This is a genomic window from Orrella marina, assembly GCF_003058465.1.
GTDB lineage: Bacteria > Pseudomonadota > Gammaproteobacteria > Burkholderiales > Burkholderiaceae_B > Algicoccus > Algicoccus marinus.
This window is the reverse complement of sequence record NZ_CP028901.1, coordinates 2,314,318-2,329,555: the sequence shown is the minus strand read 5'-3', so window position 1 is coordinate 2,329,555 and position 15,238 is coordinate 2,314,318. Positions and strand designations below refer to the sequence as shown.

The 15,238-nt window shown below is 53.4% G+C and carries 13 protein-coding genes and 2 tRNA genes; 14 read left to right on the top strand and 1 reads right to left on the bottom strand.

All coding sequences use genetic code 11. From position 1 onward, the window contains the following. Nucleotides 1-86 precede the first annotated feature (86 nt). A complete protein-coding gene (locus tag DBV39_RS10605; RefSeq protein WP_159078903.1) occupies nt 87-341 on the top strand; it encodes a hypothetical protein in 255 nt (84 codons plus the stop codon). A 145-nt stretch (nt 342-486) separates the two neighbouring features. Here the strand turns inward: DBV39_RS10605 and DBV39_RS10600 are convergent. Continuing rightward, nucleotides 487-576 (bottom strand) — tRNA-Ser (locus DBV39_RS10600). 300 nt (nt 577-876) lie between these two features. Here DBV39_RS10600 and DBV39_RS10595 point away from each other — a divergent pair. The 13 genes from DBV39_RS10595 to nuoG all read left to right on the top strand — a co-directional run bounded on the left by DBV39_RS10595 (nt 877) and on the right by nuoG (nt 15,238). Next, nucleotides 877-1,854: an NAD(P)H-quinone oxidoreductase gene (locus DBV39_RS10595; protein WP_108623220.1), complete on the top strand. Its 978-nt coding sequence runs from the start codon at nt 877-879 to the stop codon at nt 1,852-1,854. Between the two features lie 436 nt (nt 1,855-2,290). Next, nucleotides 2,291-3,007, top strand: coding sequence for a triose-phosphate isomerase (tpiA, locus tag DBV39_RS10590; RefSeq protein WP_322348709.1), 717 nt, complete (start codon nt 2,291-2,293; stop codon nt 3,005-3,007). Between the two features lie 64 nt (nt 3,008-3,071). Beyond that, complete coding sequence (secG, locus tag DBV39_RS10585; RefSeq protein ID WP_108621503.1) at nt 3,072-3,452, top strand: preprotein translocase subunit SecG; 381 nt, start codon at nt 3,072-3,074, stop codon at nt 3,450-3,452. Nucleotides 3,453-3,484: 32 nt separating this feature from the next. Continuing rightward, nucleotides 3,485-3,569 (top strand) — tRNA-Leu (locus DBV39_RS10580). 1,305 nt (nt 3,570-4,874) lie between these two features. Next, nucleotides 4,875-6,065, top strand: a complete 1,191-nt coding sequence (locus DBV39_RS10570) for a porin (RefSeq protein ID WP_108621501.1) — start codon at nt 4,875-4,877, stop codon at nt 6,063-6,065. A 995-nt stretch (nt 6,066-7,060) separates the two neighbouring features. Continuing rightward, nucleotides 7,061-7,207 carry a hypothetical protein gene (locus tag DBV39_RS19505; protein WP_159078902.1) on the top strand — a complete coding sequence of 49 codons (147 nt, stop codon included), beginning with the start codon at nt 7,061-7,063 and terminating at the stop codon, nt 7,205-7,207. 923 nt (nt 7,208-8,130) lie between these two features. After that, nucleotides 8,131-8,490, top strand: a complete 360-nt coding sequence (locus DBV39_RS10560) for an NADH-quinone oxidoreductase subunit A (RefSeq protein WP_108621499.1) — start codon at nt 8,131-8,133, stop codon at nt 8,488-8,490. A gap of 64 nt (nt 8,491-8,554) precedes the next feature. Next, on the top strand, nt 8,555-9,031 hold the full coding sequence (locus tag DBV39_RS10555; protein WP_108623219.1) for a NuoB/complex I 20 kDa subunit family protein: 477 nt from the start codon (nt 8,555-8,557) through the stop codon (nt 9,029-9,031). Between the two features lie 88 nt (nt 9,032-9,119). Next, the gene (locus DBV39_RS10550; RefSeq protein ID WP_108621498.1) at nt 9,120-9,740 is read left to right on the top strand and encodes an NADH-quinone oxidoreductase subunit C; all 621 of its coding nucleotides are present in this window, start codon (nt 9,120-9,122) and stop codon (nt 9,738-9,740) included. A gap of 2 nt (nt 9,741-9,742) precedes the next feature. Further along, a complete protein-coding gene (locus tag DBV39_RS10545) occupies nt 9,743-10,999 on the top strand; it encodes an NADH-quinone oxidoreductase subunit D (protein WP_108621497.1) in 1,257 nt (418 codons plus the stop codon). Between the two features lie 33 nt (nt 11,000-11,032). Continuing rightward, on the top strand, nt 11,033-11,524 hold the full coding sequence (gene nuoE / locus DBV39_RS10540; protein WP_108621496.1) for an NADH-quinone oxidoreductase subunit NuoE: 492 nt from the start codon (nt 11,033-11,035) through the stop codon (nt 11,522-11,524). 9 nt (nt 11,525-11,533) lie between these two features. Further along, on the top strand, nt 11,534-12,895 hold the full coding sequence (nuoF, locus tag DBV39_RS10535) for an NADH-quinone oxidoreductase subunit NuoF (RefSeq protein WP_407669286.1): 1,362 nt from the start codon (nt 11,534-11,536) through the stop codon (nt 12,893-12,895). 12 nt (nt 12,896-12,907) lie between these two features. Beyond that, entirely contained in the window at nt 12,908-15,238 is a 2,331-nt protein-coding gene (gene nuoG / locus DBV39_RS10530) for an NADH-quinone oxidoreductase subunit NuoG (protein ID WP_108621494.1), read from the top strand.

The window sequence follows — 15,238 nt, the reverse complement described above, 5'->3', positions numbered from 1 at the left end:
GGGTCTGGCGCGCGAACCGGTGAGTATGGAATGTCTTTTTGGAAATCCTGCTATAAAGCGAACCTGAGTTTTTATTGAGAGTTGATATGAGTCATTCGTTAGTTAGCAGGGTGGTACTGTGTGGTTCACTGGTGTTGATTGCTGGTTGCTCCTCGATCGTGCCGAGTTTTCTGCGAGGTGGATCCTCGGATACGAATCCTTGCAAGGTCAACCCACAATCCTGCATCTATAGAGGGCAGTATGAACCGGGTGAGCGTGAATATGCAGAGCGTGAGGCAAGGCGATTGAATTACCAGTCTATGGAGCGCCTGAATCAGCAGGTCAGGGCGGCCGGCATCTGAAACGGACTGGTGCTGGAATGGGCGCCTTTTGAAACACGCTTTCCGAAAAAATTGCCAAAAGACTTTAAGCCAAAGACAAAAAACCCATGATTTTCATGGGTTTTTTGTCTTTGGCTTAATCTCGGTCCCATCTTTCAGGGAGCGGTGGCGGAAGCGGTGAGATTCGAACTCACGGAGGGCGCAAACCCTCGCCGGTTTTCAAGACCGGTGCCTTAAACCACTCGGCCACGCTTCCTGACAGAAACAAACAAGTGCAGAAGTAACAACCGCGTGCAAATGTGTATGCCTGCGCCCGGCACCTCTCCACTATTGGGAAACTATGAAGTGCCATGTCCCCTTAATATGGGAAACTGCCTTCCGGCGAAGCGGGCTTCGATTGATGCGCGTTAAAACGACTCAATTTGCGCTCACCAAGCGAAACCAGAAGCATCAGTCTGCAACGTGAAACTGGCTGTGCCAGTGTTGTCAACACTGAAGTTTGTTTCGATAGGTTGCATAATAGCCGATTTACGAGAATCACGTGGGGAGAAGAATGATGAGAGTGATAGAAATTCGTGAACCGGGTGCGCCTGAAGTGCTGGTGCCAGGAGAGCGTCCCATGCCCGAACCCGGTCCGCGTGAAGTGCTGATCAAGGTCCAGGCTGCCGGTATTAACCGTCCAGATGTGTTTCAGCGCCAGGGTAACTATGCACCGCCTCCAGGTGCGTCAGATATTCCTGGCCTCGAAGTCGCTGGAGAAATCGTGTCTGGCGATGTTGCGGACTCCGGCTTCAAAATTGGCGACGCTGTCTGTGCCCTTGTTGCTGGCGGCGGTTATGCCGAGTACTGTGTTGCGCCGATCGAGCAGTGCATGGCGATCCCGGCAGGGCTGTCGATGATCGAAGCGGCAGGGCTACCTGAGACCTATTTCACCGTCTGGTCAAACGTGTTTGACCGGGGCGGTCTTGCAGAAGGGGAAATTCTGCTGGTGCATGGTGGTGCCAGTGGTATAGGTACCACTGCAATCCAGATTGCCACAGCGATGGGCAATGACGTCTACGCGACAGTGGGCAGCGATGAGCGGGTCAAAGCGGTTGAATCACTCGGTGCAAAGCAGGGTATCAACTACAAGACACAAGATTTTGTGGAAGAGATCAAGGCTGCCACCGGCGGGCGTGGCGTTGATGTGATCCTGGATATGGTTGCTGGTGATTACATTGGTCGTGATATCAAAGCTTTGGCTGATGATGGCCGGATCGTGATCATCGCAACACTGGGCGGTAGCAAATCAGGATTTAACGCTAATGAGCTCATGCGTAGACGGCTGACGATTACAGGCTCGACATTGCGTCCACGCCCTGTGTCATTCAAGGATGCAATTGCGAGGAATCTGCAGGAACGTGTCTGGCCTTTGCTTTCAGCGGGCAAGATCAAGCCCATCATCCATACCACCATGCCGCTTGAAGACGCTTCCAAAGGACACGCCATGATGGAAGCGGGTGAACAAATTGGGAAGATCATTCTGACTGTTTGATGAAACGGGCTTTCCAGGCGTTACAATGCCGGGTTGCAGTAAAAAAGCGCCCGGTAGTCTCGCGCCTTTCAGTCGTAGATGATGCTTCAGATGTTCAGATCTGTTTGCTTTAAAGCCTCTGTATGGCGAGGTTTGCAGACTCCGCGGATCTGTACTTTCGGGGCGAGTATGCAAGGGTAAGCGCGGTGCTCTCAAAGTTGGTCGCGCGTGGCGTAATGACGTAATGACGTAACTATCTTTGTGCCCCTTGGCCGTTTTTATTCATGTCGTGTTCCCTGATTGAATGCGGTGTTTGCTTCTGATTGGCCGGTGTCAATCAGATCCTGATGACAACTTGATTTGATTTGATATGACAACCTCTGCTTCAAACGTGCAATTTGCCAGCTCAGCGCCCGTAGTTTCGCGTCAAAAGCGTGTCGTGATGGGAAACTGGAAGATGAACGGCTCTTTGTCGTCGAACTCGGAGTTGATCGCCGGAATTGCGCAGAGGATGTCGCAGATTGGTGGCGCGACGGACGTCGCAGTATGCGTGCCTTTTCCGTATCTCTCGCAGGCTGCCGACTTGTTGAAAGACTCGGGTGTGTCTTGGGGGGCGCAGGACGTAAGTGCGCGTGAATCGGGCGCCTATACGGGGGAGGTTTCAGCGCCGATGCTTGCAGAGTTCGGTTGCCGCTGGGTTCTGGTTGGGCACTCTGAGCGTCGCTCTCTCCATGGTGAGTCTGATGCCGAGGTGGCAGATAAGGCCGCAGCGGCGCTCTCGAAAGGAATTACCCCTGTTGTCTGTGTGGGCGAGTCTCTGGAAGAGCGTGATGCGGGTCAGGTTCAGGCTGTCATCGAAAGACAGCTCAAGCCAGTTTTGGCGCTGGGGGATGATGCAGTTGCTCGTCTGGTTATTGCTTACGAGCCAGTGTGGGCGATTGGAACTGGCAGGAGTGCAACGCCAGAGCAGGCGCAGGAAGTGCACGCGTTTGTGCGTGGCCTTTTGCCTGCTGGAGCGAAAGGTATCCCGCTGTTGTATGGCGGTAGCGTGAAGCCGGACAATGCCCAGGTGTTGTTTGGTATGCAAGATATTGATGGAGCGCTTGTCGGTGGCGCATCACTGGTTTCTAAAGACTTCATGGCGATTGCCGAGCACGGTTCGGCGAGTCGTTGATGCAGGGTGTCCCGGATTGTTCGGGATGCTGTCAGGAATTCTCTAACTGGGTATAGTTTGAATCATGTCTACTGAATTTACGATTCTGCTGGTCGTGCAGATCATTTCATCGTTTTCTATCATTGTCCTCGTGCTGTTGCAGCAAGGTAAGGGCGCTGATATGGGTTCTGCTTTTGGTAGCGGTTCGGCTGGAAGTCTCTTCGGTGCGACGGGTGCGGCGAATTTTTTATCGCGTGCGACCAAATGGGCGGCTGTTGTTTTCTTTGTTGCGACAATCGGTTTGGCCTACCTTGGAAATCTAAGTAACTCAAGTCCTGATGCGGGCATCATGGATGGCTTTGCGCCCAACTCGTCGGTTCCAACCGTTCCTGCTGCGCCAAGCTCTTCAGTGCCTTCTGGCGTCTCTGGCAATTCGGTTCCTTCCTCGTCCGAAGCAGCAAATTGAAATAAGTGATAGACTTCTGTTCTCTTGATTTTGCCGACGTGGTGGAATTGGTAGACACGCTATCTTGAGGGGGTAGTGGCGAAAGCTGTGCGAGTTCGAGTCTCGCCGTCGGCACCAAGCAAACACCAAAAATAAAGTACAGCACAATAAGCGCTTCTAGTGCCCTCCAGTAAAGGAATTGGTCGATAGCAGGAAGTGCTGTAATTTATTAAAAAGTACCTGTCTTTAATTTCGACTCTTAAAACTGTTATTGGTCGCTGTATCTGATGATCAAATAGTTTTCAGTCAGGTTCGAGGAATAAAAAACCGCGCAGCGCACAAATGCTGGAGCGGTTTTTTTGTGTCTGATTCCTTCGTCAGGGTTGTAGGTGCGTAATCGAGTGCCCTTTTTCGCACATTGCACATCCATCAGGCTTGCTTTTCCTCTAAGCGCTATGGCGTAGTTCCCTGTTTGGTCTCTTGCCGCGCAGTCGACGTGGCGCGATCAAGCAGCCGCTAATGCTGTTGTGGGTGCGTTGAGCGAGTGCTTCCGTTTTCACCTGTCGCACAAACAACACTGCGTTAACTGGCTGATGGGGCGCGTCTACCTCTTGTTCCAATGTATTTCGTATTCGGGGTTACGCCTGTCCAGAGAAGGCGTTGCGCTAATCGTTATATGGATGCTCTGGTTCGTATCAAAGAAGGTCGGGCACCCAGTTGCTGATATGAAACTGGCCAAAGGCGAAGGGCTGAGTGCGGATGGCCGTATGCCCTGTCATGAGCGTGCCCGGTTAATAACTGAGGTTGGCGGGGGGGAATACTGGTCTCTGATTGGAGGAAAGCGGGATGGCAGGTTGAGCGCCTCGCCTGAAGACTGGGGGGTGTCGTTGCCATGGAAAGTGGCGTGCCGCTTACACAAGGTGACGCCAGGTGAGAGTGAATATGTCGGGGCGATAAAGAAGCGTGGTTCCTCTGGGCAAGGGCGGTAGAACAAAGGGCTGGGTCTTGCCAGGCTCTGGGTGTGTCAGGCGAAGCCACATCGCCCTGCAGGTGTGTTCGCTGCTCCCTTTCAGTGCATCGGTGCAGTAACCATGTGTTGTTTTGACCCCACAGAAAACATGCAAATCAGGCCTGTGGGAGGCGCATATGGTTAAAAGGTGCCGGAGTTGCTAGGCCGGATCAGGCTTGGTGATGTAAATTTCATTTCAGAGCAGGTGTGTACAAAGGTTGTGCCACCAAACGAAGCTCAAAGCACTAATAGCCCGAAGTGTTGCGTTACCCCAACGATTTTGTGTTGAATTTCATGAAACGGGGCGGCTTTCCTAGCCAGACCCAAAGAAATTTGATGCAATAGCAACAACTTCCCTTAGCGGAGTTAGGGGGGCGCAGACAACTTAGGTTGAATGTTGCTCTTGTCACTCAAAATCAACGGAGATTTCTTAAATGAAAAAGACTCTGCTCGCTGCCGCCCTGCTAACCGGCTTTGCTGGCGCCGCTTCGGCACAATCGTCTGTCACCCTGTACGGTGTGATCGACATGGGTATCCAGTACCAGAACATCAAGTCCAAGAGCATCCACTACCCGATCGGTAGCGGTACAGCTGATCCTGCAACCAAGACTTCCATGACCAACGTTGGCTTGACTTCTGGTGTTCAGAACGGCTCGCGCTGGGGTTTGAAGGGTGTTGAGGATCTGGGTAACGGCCTGAAAGCCAACTTCGTTTACGAAAGCGGCATTAACGCAACCAACGGTTCCGGTAACAACGGCTTTACCCGTCAGTCGACAGTTGGTCTGAGCAGCAACTCATGGGGTGCTCTGGACCTGGGCCGTCGTACATCGCCCGGTACCTACGCTTTCTCCGGTATTGACCCATTCGGCGCAGCATTTGGTACGGCGGCTCTCGACAGCTCGTTCGGTACCCAGTTTATTCGCTACTCCAACATGGTCATGTACACGACCCCGAACATGAGTGGTTTCACTGGTTCGGTCGGTTACTCGTTTGACGCAGATCTGGCTGGTTTTGCTCCGACCGGAACTGGCACGACGTTGCCAATCGGTGCTGCTCCTTTTGCTTACGAAACCAACAACAAGACGCGCGTTATCTCGGTTGGTCTGCGCTACGCAAATGGCCCTCTGCTCTTGGGTGCAGCATTCGACCAGGTTAACGCTCCTTCGAGCCTGAACCTGAACCAGGACAAAGTGACCGCATGGATGATCGGTGGTACGTATGACCTGAAAGCAGTCAAGCTTCACGCTGCTTACGGTCAGCAGAACGGCGGTATCATTGAAGGTGCTGGAACACTCAGAAGCTCGCAGTTTGGTGGTGACACCAACGCCCGCGGTGGTGTTCTGTTTGCAAACGGCGCAAAGACTCAGTCTTGGATGTTCGGTTTGAGCGCTCCTGTTGGTGGTGCAACGCGCGTATTCGCTTCGGTTCAGCAGATGCTCCCAGGTGGATCATTTGATGGTCCTGGCGTTGCGACCAACAACCAGACGGTTGCTTCGATCGGTGCTACGTATGACCTGTCCAAGCGTACCAACCTGTACGGCTACTACTCGTACACCGACAACTACCAGATGCTCCGTGGTGTTTCGACAAACACGGTCACCGTGGGTATTCGTCACCGCTTCTAAAGCTCTGCCTCTCAGAGGCTAGCTTTATCAAGCAGCAAAAAAGCCTCTTAGGGGGCTTTTTTGCGTTCCCCAGTCAGATACTATTTTTTATTCCCTTAGGGGAGCAGTTGTGAGTGTGTCTCACATCGTTGTTCGGGCGCCCGAATACTGATCTGGCAAGCGTCAATCACGAGATAGTCTTGTTCGGTATGAGCATCGGACCAATCGCGCGCAGTTTGAATGCGTTCATCAGAATAATCTTCTGCATAGCCTTGAGACCGCGAGTCGAGCGCGTCAAATCCACCATGTCCACCGGATTTCAGCGAGTCCTCCAGTTCCTCTGCTCTACCCACCGCAGGGCTCGATTCGGGTAGGGTCGACCTAGCGAAAAGAGTGTGGTTTGCTATTCACGATTGTCCGATTGCGCTTTGGACTGTCATGTGTTGTTCGTGCTAGAGATCAGAAACCCGCGTCAGAATCGCAGTCCGAATATGAGGGATCACTGCAGTCTGGGGGACTTTCGGATGGTTTCAATGGCTGATCGGGCTGTTCATCTGTATAGCCAGGTTCTCGAAAGGCGAATCAAAGTAGGGATTTCTCGAGGAAGGGCATCGACAGAGTCAGTAGCGAGGTGTTGAGCGAGGCATCAATCTGCAGGTTCCTTTTTTGCAATGGCGATCGGTACATAGACCAGGCCAGCGCACCAGATCTGCACCTTTACTACTCCTATAAGGCGTTCCAACAGATTTATCCCATCGAAAGTACACAAACATCAAGCATTCAGTTTCAGATCGCCACCATACAGAATCGTCTACGAAGCCGCATCAATGCAGAGGGGGCGGGTAAAACTTTTACCGGTTTGACTGGGCGGCAGTGATGAGGGATCTGAGGTAGGGCTTTGTCGAGCTATGTACATTCGCCCCGGACTGCGTTTCTTGCCGCTTCTTATCCGGATGCGCCCGTGGTCGGGTTTCGCTTCAGCTGCTAAGGGCTTGCCGCATTTTCCAGGAGCCGGGATGATCGGTGGCCTGTTCGTCCCAGCCTGGCTTCTCGATCTGAGTATGGATGAGAGGGCGCTGACCGGCTTGGTCGGGATGTCGTTTCCCTTCGTAGAGCGAATGCCACCCTCGGACTCCCTCAGAATCGACCTGAGCAGTGCGTGATCCGGGTGGGATGCCACGCAGTTCCATACCTGATCTCTTGAACAATTGACTTGGGGCTGTGATTGAGCATGGCGATTCAGATGGCAAACGCGGGGCTGTTGACAATGGCGGCTTTCAAGAATGTCACATGATCAGCAAAACGATCACTGCCATCGCATTCCAGAATGCATTGCTTGACCCGAACGCACACTTGTTCAAGAATTAAATTCGTCAGCACCGGAATTCTGAATCAGGACGCTCAAGGTTGAGTGACATCCATATCCGCGTTAGTAACTGAGGAGTGGATACGACAATGTACGTAATGGATGGCTGGATTTTCCCGCTTTGATTGGCTGGAAAGTAGGTGTTCTTCCATTCATGTGGTTCTCGTCACCCACAAGTGTCGAAGATCTGCTCATGCGTTGTATCAATGCCGGGAAATGAAACCGACAACGTTCCTTGCTGCAGATGTCTGTGGGAATGCATGGCACGTTTTGAATCGTATCCCGACGGGGCATTCATCACGGTGTACAGAGTTCGGCCACCCGAAGCTAGTCAGAAGCTGGATATTGGTTGTTTACAGGTTGTGCGTAAGTAATTGCGGAAGAAGATTCTTGGTCTCCGTGTGCTGCCTGACGCATCTGTCCTGAGCCTTCTGGCCCTGTCTCGGGGAAAATCAACACGCGTGTGTTCTGCATAGTGCGCGCACACGCTGCCCGAGATAGTGCATGCTAGTCCTGCTGTTCTGAGATGAGGTTCGTTAGGCAGAACGTCACGTGTTGAGTTGCTGTGGCAGGCCGTGCCAATAAGGGTGTGCTGAGCGGTTACACTGGAAGGATCAATGGATCACTAAATTTTTACGGAGAAGTGCAGTTTTTCCGCACCAGATTGGGCCAACGCAGGTGGTACAATCCGGGGGTTTGTACTGACTTCGAGATCAAGCGATGAACCTGGAACAGTATTTCCCCGTCCTGCTATTCATTATTGTCGGTACGGTGATTGGCTTTGCCCTCATTACGGCCGGTTCGCTGATCGGGCCCAACAGACCTGATGAGCAGAAACTCTCGCCGTATGAGTGTGGTTTTGAGGCATTTGGTGACGCGCGCATGAAGTTTGATGTGCGTTACTACCTCGTGGCCATTCTATTTATTCTCTTCGACCTTGAGATTGCATTTCTGTTCCCATGGGCCATTTCCAGTGGCGCGGTCGGAATCGTTGGATTCAGTACAGTCATGATTTTTCTGCTGATCCTGACTGTGGGATTTCTGTATGAATGGAAGAAGGGCGCCCTCGATTGGGAATGATGTTTCCCACGTGTGGTCGAGTCTGCGTGCAGACGCACTTTTTTGATGGATGGTTGTTGAGACGATGGCAATTGATGGCGTATTGAAACAAGGTTTCGTGACCACCAGTGCTGACAAGGTGATCAACTGGGCCAAGACAGGTTCGATGTGGCCGATGACATTCGGGCTCGCTTGCTGTGCGGTCGAGATGATGCATGCTGGTGCTGCACGGTATGATATGGACCAGTTTGGCATCATCTTCCGCCCAAGTCCCCGTCAGTCGGACTTGATGATTGTGGCGGGAACGTTGTGCAACAAGATGGCACCTGCTCTGCGAAAGGTTTATGACCAGATGCCTGAGCCACGCTGGGTCGTGTCAATGGGATCCTGTGCGAATGGAGGTGGTTATTACCACTACTCGTACTCAGTGGTTCGTGGCTGTGACAGGATTGTTCCTGTCGATATCTACGTGCCTGGATGCCCTCCGACCGCAGAAGCGTTGGTTTACGGTTTGTTGCAGATGCAGAACAAGATCCGTCTCACCAATACGATCGCTCGATAGTCCGAAGTTGTAAGGAGCCGTTGTCACACAGGCTGTGACCAGACGGTTCGTTGGCGGTTGGCTCCGCGAACAATTGACAGGTTGAAATATGTCCAGGTTATCTTCGTTGCAGCAGGCATTGGTTTCCAGGTTTGGAGAGAATGCCGACCTCAAGCTTGAGTACGACGAACTGACACTGACGGTTGCTCCCGAGGAATGGGAAGCTGTCGCGCTACAGTTGCGTGATTTACCAGAATTCAGTTTTGAGACGTGTGTTGACTTGTGTGGGGTCGATTACTTGACCTATGCGAGAGGCAAGGAAGGTGGTGAAGAGCACCCGCAACCCACGTTTCCAGGTCGTTATGCAGTTGTCATGCATCTGCTATCAATCAAGCACAATTGTCGTCTGCGGGTACGTACATTTGCCGTCGCGTCAGAGTTTCCAGTTGTCGCATCGCTGGTGAATGTCTGGTCCAGCGTGAACTGGTATGAGCGCGAAGCATATGATCTGCTGGGCATTGTGTTTGAGGGTCATCCGGACCTGCGTCGGATTCTGACGGACTACGGCTTTATCGGGCATCCGTTTCGCAAGGATTTTCCTGTTTATGGTCACGTGGAGATGCGTTTCGATCCAGAGCAAGGTCGGGTTATCTATCAGCCAGTCACAATTGAACCTCGAGAAGTGGTGGCACGTGTGGTGCGCGAGGACGGATATGGGGTGGGTCGTTAATCATGGCTGAGATCAAAAGCTATACCCTGAACTTTGGGCCACAGCACCCGGCAGCGCACGGTGTATTGCGTCTGATTCTGGAACTCGACGGCGAAGTTATCCAGCGTGCAGATCCGCACATTGGCCTTTTGCATCGCGCAACGGAAAAGCTTGCCGAACACAGAACATTCCTGCAGGCACTGCCGTACATGGACCGGCTTGATTATGTCTCCATGATGTGCAACGAGCACGCTTATGTGATGGCAATCGAGAAGCTGATGGGGGTGACTCCGCCCATCCGTGCCCAATATATCCGTGTTCTGTTTGACGAGATCACTCGTATTTTGAACCATTTGATGTCGTTGGGATCGCATGCGCTGGATGTGGGCGCCATGGCCGTGTTTTTGTACGCGTTTCGCGAGCGTGAAGATCTGATGGACTGCTATGAGGCGGTCTCCGGTGCTCGAATGCACGCAGCCTATTACCGTCCGGGCGGTGTCTATCGTGATCTGCCCGATGCGATGCCAAAGTTCGCCAGCGACAGTCCTTACCGATCCCAGAAGGATCTTAAGGCGATCAACGAGGCGCGATCAGGCTCACTGCTCGATTTCATTGAAGACTTCACCAACCGGTTTCCAGCCTGTGTGGACGAGTACGAAACGCTGCTGACTGACAACCGGATATGGAAGCAACGTCTGGTTGGTATCGGTGTAGTTGATCCCGAGCGTGCCAAGGCACTCGGATTTACCGGGCCAATGTTGAGAGGATCCGGTGTCGAATGGGATCTGCGCAAGACGCAACCCTACGAAGTGTATGACCGCATGGAGTTTGATATTCCTGTCGGTGTCAATGGCGACTCATATGATCGTTATCTCTGCCGCGTCGCTGAGATGCGTGAGAGCAACCGGATCATCCGTCAATGTGTCGAGTGGCTCAGGAACAATCCGGGCCCTGTCATGCTGGACAACCATAAGGTTAGCCCTCCGCATCGCACCGGGATGAAGTCCAACATGGAAGAGTTGATTCACCACTTCAAACTCTTTACGGAAGGGTTTCATGTGCCGGAAGGCCAGGCCTACAGCGCAATCGAGCATCCAAAAGGGGAGTTCGGTATCTATCTGGTCTCGGATGGTGCGAACAAGCCCTACCGTCTGAAGATTCGTGCGCCGGGCTTTGCGCATCTGCAAGCCCTGGACGAAATGTCGCGTGGTCACATGCTGGCTGACGCAGTCACGATCATCGGTACGCAGGACATCGTGTTCGGCGAAATCGACCGCTGATGGTGCAAAAGGATCACACGGATAACCAATACTATGCTGCTTTCTGAACAGTCCTACCAGAAGATAGATCGGGAGCTCGCCAAGTTTCCTTCCGAGAAAAAGCAATCCGCCATCATGGCCGCGCTTGCGATCGCTCAGGATGAAATCGGCTGGGTGTCCCCGGAAGTGATAGAGGATGTCGCGCGCTATCTTGAACAGCCTCCTATTCAGGTGCAGGAGGTTGCGACCTTCTACAACATGTTTGACGTCAAGCCAGTCGGCCGAGTCAAAGTCACGGTATGTACGAACCTGCCCTGTGCCTTGCGCGATGGTGAGAAGACGGCTGATTACATCAAGCAGAAGCTTGGCATCGGATTTGGCGAGACAACGTCGGATGGGCAGTTCACACTCATGGAAGGTGAGTGCATGGGAGCATGTGGTGACTCTCCGGTTCTGCTGGTCAACAACAAGCACATGTGTGTGCGCATGTCGGCACAGAGAATTGACGAGATGCTCGCAGACCTCTCGACTGTGAAGGAGGCCTGATAAATGACGATGGCTGCTGTTCTTCAGAAATACTCACAGGGGCTGGACCCCGCACCGTTTGGTGACTTGCCTGCATCGATGGCGTTGCATGGTCGTCACGTTTCGCCCCAGATCATGGCCGGTCTCGATGGTCAGAACTGGCGTCTGGACGAGTACGTCAAGCGGGGCGGGTATGAGGCGCTCAGGAAGGTCCTCACGCAGGGCATGAGCCCGGAGGACGTGATTGCCGAAGTGAAAGCGTCTGGTCTGCGTGGGCGTGGTGGCGCTGGGTTTCCGACCGGTCTCAAGTGGAGCTTCATGCCACGCACGTTTCCTGGGCAGAAGTATCTGGTCTGTAATTCAGACGAAGGAGAGCCGGGTACGTTCAAAGACCGTGATATCCTGCGTCTCAATCCGCATATCGTGATCGAAGGAATGGCGATTGCCGCTTATGCGATGGGCATTTCCGTCGGATACAACTATATCCACGGTGAAATCTTCGAGGTCTATCAGCGCTTCGAGGAGGCGCTCGAAGAGGCATGCGCAGCTGGTTTTCTGGGTGACAGGATTCTCGGCTCAGACTTCAGCTTCAACCTGCATGCGTTTCATGGGTATGGTGCCTACATCTGCGGTGAGGAGACGGCCTTGCTTGAATCAATCGAGGGCAAGAAAGGCCAGCCTCGTTTCAAGCCGCCATTTCCAGCCAGTTTCGGGATATATGGCAAACCGACTACGATCAACAACACCGAGACGTTCGCGGCAGTTCCATGGATTATCCGCAATGGCGGTCCTGCTTACCTCGAAGTCGGGAAACCCAACAATGGTGGAACCAAGTTGTTCTCGATTTCTGGTGATGTCGAGCGCCCTGGTAACTACGAGATTCCCATGGGGACTCCGTTTTCCAAGTTGCTGGAACTTGCTGGTGGAATGCGTAACGGCAAGAAGCTCAAGGCTGTCATTCCAGGTGGATCGAGCGCGCCCGTGATTCCCGGTGACACGATGATGGATATCACCATGGATTACGATGCGATCGCCAAGGCGGGCTCCATGCTGGGTTCCGGTGCTGTGATCGTGATGGATGAAACCCGTTGCATGGTCAAGTCTCTGCTGCGACTTTCATACTTCTACTACGAAGAAAGTTGCGGTCAGTGCACACCATGCCGTGAAGGCACTGGCTGGCTCTATCGCATGGTCGATCGGATCGAACATGGCAAGGGACGCCAGGAAGATCTGGATCTGCTCGATTCAGTTGCTGGAAACATCATGGGCCGCACAATCTGCGCGCTCGGTGATGCAGCAGCCATGCCGGTACGCGGTTTCCTCAAGCATTATCGTGATGAATTTGCGTATCACATCGAAAACAAGCGATGTGTTGTCGCTCCTTACCTTTAAGTTGGATTCAATATGGTTGAGTTGACCATCGACGGCAAGATTGTGGAGGTGCCTGAGGGCAGCATGGTGATGCATGCAGCTCACAAGCTTGGCGTATACGTTCCACACTTTTGCTATCACAAGAAGCTCTCGATCGCTGCGAATTGCCGCATGTGTCTGGTCGAAGTCGAAAAAGCGCCCAAGGCATTGCCTGCCTGTGCGACGCCAGCGACAAATGGAATGGTTGTGCACACCTGCTCCGAGCGTGCTGTCGCCGCTCAGAAGAGTGTGATGGAGTTCTTGCTGATCAACCATCCGCTCGACTGCCCTATCTGTGACCAGGGGGGAGAGTGCCAGTTGCAGGATCTTGCAGTCGGATATGGTGGCTCCACTTCTCGCTACAACGAAGAGAAGCGGGTTGTGTTTCACAAGTCGTTCGGTCCTCTGATCTCTGCTGAGGAAATGACCCGCTGCATTCACTGCACCCGCTGTGTGCGGTTTGGTCAGGAGATTGCAGGCGTCATGGAGCTTGGCATGCTCAACCGTGGCGAACACTCGGAGATCACGACATTCGTTGGTCGCTCCGTCGAGTCAGAGCTCTCCGGGAACATGATCGATATTTGTCCGGTCGGTGCCTTGACCTCCAAGCCGTTCCGCTATCAAGCCAGAACGTGGGAGCTGGCTCGTCGCCGTTCGGTATCGCCGCATGACAGCCTGGGTGCGAACATCGTTGTTCAAGTCAAACTCGACGAGGTTATGCGAGTTGTGCCCTTCGAAAATGAAGAGGTAAATGAGTGCTGGATCAGCGATCGTGATCGTTTCTCCTATGAGGGCCTTCGCATCGATCGTCTCGAGTCCCCCATGATCAAGGGCGATGATGGTGTGTGGCGCGAAGCAAACTGGGCTGATGCGCTGCAGGCCGCCGTTCAAGGGTTGATGGCCGTACGCGATCAGGACGGGGCGGACAAACTGGGCGCAATCGCGACCGAGATGGCCACGCTTGAAGAGATGAATCTGCTGGCACGTCTTGCCCGAGGCCTGGGTTCAGAGAACGTCGACGTCCGGACACGACTCGCTGACCCTGAGTTTGACGCCAGCCTGAATGGCGCGCCTTGGCTTGGAATGAGTATTGGTGATGTCAGTTCACTGGACCGTGCATTGATCGTCGGCTCTTTCATGCGTGCGGATCACCCATTGATCACACAACGCCTGCGTCAGATTGTCAAACATGGTGCTCAGGTGAGCAGCATCGATGTGGCGGCTGATGATCCGCTGTTGCTGCTCCATGGGCGCATGACGGTTCGTCCGTCACAACTCGCTGATGCGCTGGCGGAAGTCGCCGTTGCTGTTGCCGCGCTCAAATCCATTGCAGTGCCGGACGAGTTTGCGGGTGTACAGGCCGGAGAGCAGGCGCAGAAAATCGCCCAGAGTCTTGTTTCGGGTGAGAAGAGGGCGGTTCTGCTGGGCAATGTTGTGTCTCATGCCACGGATGCCTCACGCATAGCGGCCAATGCACAATGGATCGCACAGCAGGTTGATGCGAATTTTGGGTTCCTGACTGCGGGTGCGAACACCGTGGGAGCCTACCTTGCCAACGCAGTTCCGGGGCGTGGTGCTAAGACCGCCCAGGCGATGCTTGAAGACGGGCAACAAGGCTACATCACCCTGAACCTGGAGCCCGCACTCGATACAAATCTTGGCCAGCGGGCCGTTGAAACGCTGCAAAATGCCAGATTCGTCGTTGCGCTGACAACGTACAAATCGTCTGCTCAGGATTGGGCAAGAGTGATGCTCCCGGTTGGTCCGTTTACTGAAACTTCGGGTACCTACGTGAATGCTGCCGGTCAGGCGCAAAGTTTTAAAGGGACCGTTGCTGGGTTTGCGCAAAGCCGTCCAGCGTGGAAAGTATTGCGCGTGATGGGCAACCTTCTGAACCTGAAGGACTTTGAGGAAGAGTCGTCTGAATCAGTACGGGATACGGTGCTCGCTGCAGGTGCTGGTTCAAGATTAAGCAACACGATCAGTGCCGGAATCGGACGCAGTCTTGTCAGCAAAACAGATGCATTGGAGCGGGTTGCCGATCTGCCTATTTATCGTAGTGATGCGATTGTTCGCCGCTCCGAGCCATTGCAAGAAATGTCGGTTTCAAAACTGACCGCGGCCAGGGTTCATCCTGAAACGCTTCAGGCACATAGTCTTTCAGATGGCGATATGGTGCGAATCAAGACTGAAGCAGGAGAAGTCTCGATTCCGGTCAAAGCCGATCAAACGGTCCCGGTTGCTGCAATTCGCCTGAGTGCGGGATTTAACGAGACCGCACAACTGGGTTCTGTTCACAGTCAACTGCACATGGAGCGTGTCTGA